This window comes from uncultured Campylobacter sp. (assembly GCF_938045595.1).
Classification (GTDB): domain Bacteria; phylum Campylobacterota; class Campylobacteria; order Campylobacterales; family Campylobacteraceae; genus Campylobacter_B.
In genome coordinates, this window is sequence record NZ_CALIBB010000075.1 from 1 (window position 1) to 4631 (window position 4631).

At 46.1% G+C, this 4631-nt stretch carries 2 protein-coding genes and 1 pseudogene; 1 reads left to right on the forward strand and 2 read right to left on the reverse strand.

Translation table 11 applies throughout. The features are described 5' to 3' along the window. The coding region (locus Q0340_RS02845; RefSeq protein WP_298082082.1) for a LysR family transcriptional regulator at positions 1 to 838 on the forward strand (838 nt) is incomplete at its 5' end. A 204-nt stretch (positions 839 to 1042) separates the two neighbouring features. On the opposite strand, the gene Q0340_RS02850 is transcribed toward Q0340_RS02845, so the two are convergent. Further along, positions 1043 to 2659: a phosphoethanolamine--lipid A transferase gene (locus Q0340_RS02850; protein WP_298082083.1), complete on the reverse strand. Its 1617-nt coding sequence runs from the start codon at positions 2657 to 2659 to the stop codon at positions 1043 to 1045. Positions 2660 to 2844: 185 nt separating this feature from the next. Then, positions 2845 to 4396: pseudogene (locus Q0340_RS02855) on the reverse strand (flavocytochrome c). Between the last annotated feature and the right edge of the window lie 235 nt (positions 4397 to 4631).

Genomic DNA, 4631 nt, shown 5'->3' on the forward strand with positions numbered 1-4631 from the left:
AGCACTTAAAATCCCGCAGCCGTCGCTATCGCAGAGCATTTTATCGCTGGAGCGCGAGCTTGGAACGCAGCTTTTTAACCGCACGAGCAATCCCATTTCGCTTACGCGCGCGGGAAAAATTTACGCTAGTAAAGCCAAAATCATTTTTGATGCCATAAACGACCTAAAAAGCGATATCTCTGAAATAAGCGGCGTAAAAAATGATAAAATTCGCATCGGCTTTTCGCAAAACAGCTATAATCTACTGCCATCGCTGCTGCCGATGTTTTGCAAGAAATTTAAGGATTCGGATCTGCAAATCACGCAGTTTTCTTCTGCGCTTAGCATTCGTGAAATGTTACTTCAAGGTGATCTTGATGTCGGTATGCTGATACTGCCCATCGATATGAGCGGGCTTGACGGGGTTAAAATTCTAACGCAAAAAACCTATGTCGCTCTAAGCTCCACCCATCCGCTCTCGCTTGAGTTTAAAAACGAATCTGTTCCCAAAATTAACATTTTGCGCTTAAAAGAGGAAAGATTCATCCTGCCTAATCAAAGTCTAAGAAGCGCCGAGCAGATAGATGCATTTTTTGCTGCTGCGGGATTTGTGCCGAAAGTGCTATGCCGTACGGAGACCTTTGATATCGCCAATGCTATCGTCGCAAGCGGCGTGGGAGCGTGCTTTAGTATACCGCAGATGATAAAAGAAGATAAGGTAGACAGGATTAAGCTCTTTGACGTGGGCGCGTACGAGCTGGACAGGACTCTGCTAATTGCATACAAAAAAGGCAAGCGCCTAAGCCATCTGGCGCAAGCATTTATCAAAACTGCACGTAAAATTTCTAATGAAATTTAAAATTCATAGCTCGCAACGATAAATGAGAGATTGAGTTTTTGCAGCACTTTGCCTCTTTGTTAGCTTTTGCACAAAAATTTTTGGAGCGGATTTCGCTCAAGTTTAGGTAAAATTTCAAACTAAGCTTAAATTAGAATTTTGCCAATAAAATTTTTTATTGCTAAAATTTCACTCACAATTTACGACGAAATTTAGCGCAAAATTCTAATTTTTCACTCCGCTTAAAATATCCAAATCCTTGTTATACACCTTGGTATCTACTTCAAAAATTCCAAGCAAGGTATGAAAAAGATTATCGTGCGAAAAGGCATCGTCCTTATGCGATTTAAGCGCGCTCAGATCGTATCTTTCGCGCATTTTTCCCTCACCTAGCCAAACAATCGCACCGATATGCTTTTGCGCCTCTGGAGCGAAAAGATAGGGCATGCCGTGCAGATAAACGCCGCCCTCGCCGAGGCTCTCGCCGTGATCGCTCATATAGATCATCGCCGTTTCGTGCGTCTTAGAATATGGTTTTAAAAATTCTACAACCTTGCTTAAAAAATAATCCGTGTATAAAATCGCGTTATCGTAGGCATTTGAAATTTCTTGCTGCGAGCAGTTTTCAAGCTCGTTATCGCGGCAAACGGGGCTAAATTTTTCAAATTCTTTCTTATAGCGCTTAAAATACGCAGGCCCGTGATTGCCCATCTGATGCAGCACGATTAATACATCTTTGCCCGCGTTTTCGGCGATAAATTTATCAAGCCCCGCAAGCATCCCCTCGTCCCTGCACTCTACGTCGCAGATCGGATTATTTTGCGGAATTTTAAAATCCTGATATTTTACGCGCAGCGCCACACCTTTGGAATCGGAATTGTTATCGCGCCACAAAATTGCCATGTCATCAGCGCGGTTTAGTATGTCTAATACGTTTTGCTCCTCCGCAGCCTTTTCGACGCTAAATTCATCGCGATTTAGCAGCGAAAACATGCACGGCACGCTTTGCGCCGTCGAAGTGCCGCAAGAATGGGTATTGCTTAGGCTTACGACACCCTGCTCTTTGGCTAGTAGCGGATTAGTATCTCGCTCGTAGCCGTTTAGCGAAAATCTATCCGCTCTTGCCGCTTCGCCCACGACTACGACGACGAGTTTTTTTGGACTTGTGGAATTTTTATCGATATGCGCGTCCGTAGCGATTTGCATCAGAGGCTGCGAGCCTTGCTTTTTAGATTTTGCGGCAAATTTAACGCCGCTGTAGATCCAATATCCGGGATTTGCGTAGCTGCGTAAAATTTTATGCTCTCTGAAAAATGACGCGTAGTATTTGCTAAATCCAAAAAGCAGCGCCGCGATGATCACTATGCAAATGCCCGCTGTTTTGAGCTTAGCTAAAATTTCAAATTTAAGCGGACGGTAGCTAACGTGCGAGCGAGCAATCAGCACACAGGGTAAGACGCCCAGTACCAGCACGTAAATCGCCAGTCGCAGACTGAAAAGATCCGCTGATTCGGCAAAGTTCGTCTGGGCTGCGTTACGGATCATCTCCGAATCGATTACGACGTTATAGCTATCCATAAAATACGCTGTAAACGACGAGATAAAAAAGCAGATCATCAAAATCGGCTTGGTCGTATAACGCGAGCTAAAAATTGTAAAAAATAGCGTCAAAAAAGCGATCAAAGCCGCCGCGTCGCAGACAAGATAGATAAAATTTAGTCCCGAGATTCCGTAGGCGTTTATGATATTTTTAAAAAACGAGAAGTTAAAAAATGCCACAAAAGCAAGCGAGCTTAGAAAAATAAGCTTCTGCTGCGACGGATTTTTAAAAAAGCTAGGCACGAGGCGTTCCTTGAGATAAAATTTCAAGTTTAAATTTTACGGCGTTTTGGTAAATGCTCGGAAATTCCGCGCTTCGTATCTCACAAATCGCAGCAAAATTTTTGTGAAATTTTAAAGACTCGCACAGAGTATTTCGGCGCAAAGCGCGTACCGCTACTTCGCGCCGAAATTTTGAGGCGCTAAATTTAAGCCCCGATTGTTTCGCCCGCGATCATTCCAAAAACCATACAATCAAGGATCGCGTAGGTTCCGAGCCTGCTCGCGCCGTGTACGCCGCCGGTTACTTCGCCTGCAGCCCAGAGCCCCGGGATCGGCTCGTGAGTAAGGCTCGAGATGACCTGAGCTTTGGTGTTGATCTCGAGCCCTCCCATCGTGTGGTGCACCTTCGGCATCGTGCGGCTTGCGTAAAACGGCGGTTTGGAAACGTCGATGCCGTCTAGCTTATCGACCACTTTGCCGAATTCGGGGTCTTTACCCGCTTTGACGTAAGAGTTATAATCCGCGACAGTCTTTAAAAACGGCTCCAGCGGCAGATTGTAAGCCTTCGCAAGCTCCTCTAGCGTGTCAAATTTCTTCACGACGCCCGCTTCCAAAGGCCTTGATGTATAGACCGGGTTACGCGCGGCGACGGCTTGAGAGTCGCAGACGTTTACCGGATAGTTGTCGTTTTTCTCGCTTTCGCCGATAACCTTAAAGCAGGCGTCTGCCTTGATCTTGCGCCCTGCGTGCTCGTCCATAAAGCGTTTACCCGTCTTTGGATCGACGGTAAGACCGTAGGTGTTGCAGCAGTGGTTGGTAAAATTTACCGCAGCGCCGAAGCCCTTCTCATCGGGCGAGCAATATGGAAGGAACTGAATCCACGATGTTAAAAGGGTAAATGCGCCGATCCTATTTGCCGCTAGCATCGCTCCCGCCGAGCTTCCCGGATGGTTGGTGCTGTCTATGCTAGGCACTACGCGCGGATCTTGGATCTGGCGGTACCATAGATCGCGTCCGTATCCGCCCGAAGCCAGTAAAACGCCGTCTTTGGCTTTATAGCTCTTTTTCTCGCCGCTTTTATTTTCCAGATCGTCGCTAAAGAGTTTCGGATCAAATTTATACTCCTCGCGAGCTTCTACGCCCACGACGCGGCCGCTGTCGTCCACGATAAAATCGTCAAATTTCGTGCGGGTCTTGATCGTGACGTTAGGATCGTTTTGAAGTTTACCCATCATCGGTTGGATGTAGCCAGAGCCCGAGCCGTTGGTCGATTGCAAGCTTCTTGCGACGCTATGGCCGCTCTCAAAGATCAGCTTATCGCTAAATTCCGCTCCGCAGCTAGTTAAAAGATCCACCGCATCGTTGCTGCGATCGAACATCACGCCTAAAAGATCGGTATGGTTAAGCCCGAGCCCGTCTTTTACGGCATCGGCTATAAAAAGCTCCTTGCTGTCTTTGATGCCCTGCGCTACTTGAAATTTATTCATAGGAGCAGCCATATTTCCGCCGTTGATGACGGAATTTCCGCCCGCGCGACCCATTTTTTCAAGCACTAGCACCTTTTTGCCGCGTCCGCTGGCTTTAATCGCCGCGGCAAGTCCCGCAAAACCGGTGCCGATGATGACGATGTCGTATTCCTCGTCAAATTTTACGTCCTTGGCGTTTTGCGCCGCGCTTGCGCTACTAGCTCCCAGCGCAAGTGCCCCCCGCACCCACTGCGCTAATCTTTAAAAAACTACGTCTTGATACGTCTTGCATTTGCAACTCCTTTAATTGAAAGTGTATATTTAAAAGAAATGATAACTCGAATTTAAATGTAAGTCAAATAGAATAACGTTATAAATAGATAGTAAAAAGCTATGAAATATAGGCATAGATATAAAATTTTGAAATTCGGCGGGAGAGCGGAATTAAAATTTTAAAATTTTATCAGGCGCTCGTTTACAAATATCTGTCGAGCATAAAAGCGCTCGGCGCAAAAATCGCAATGAAT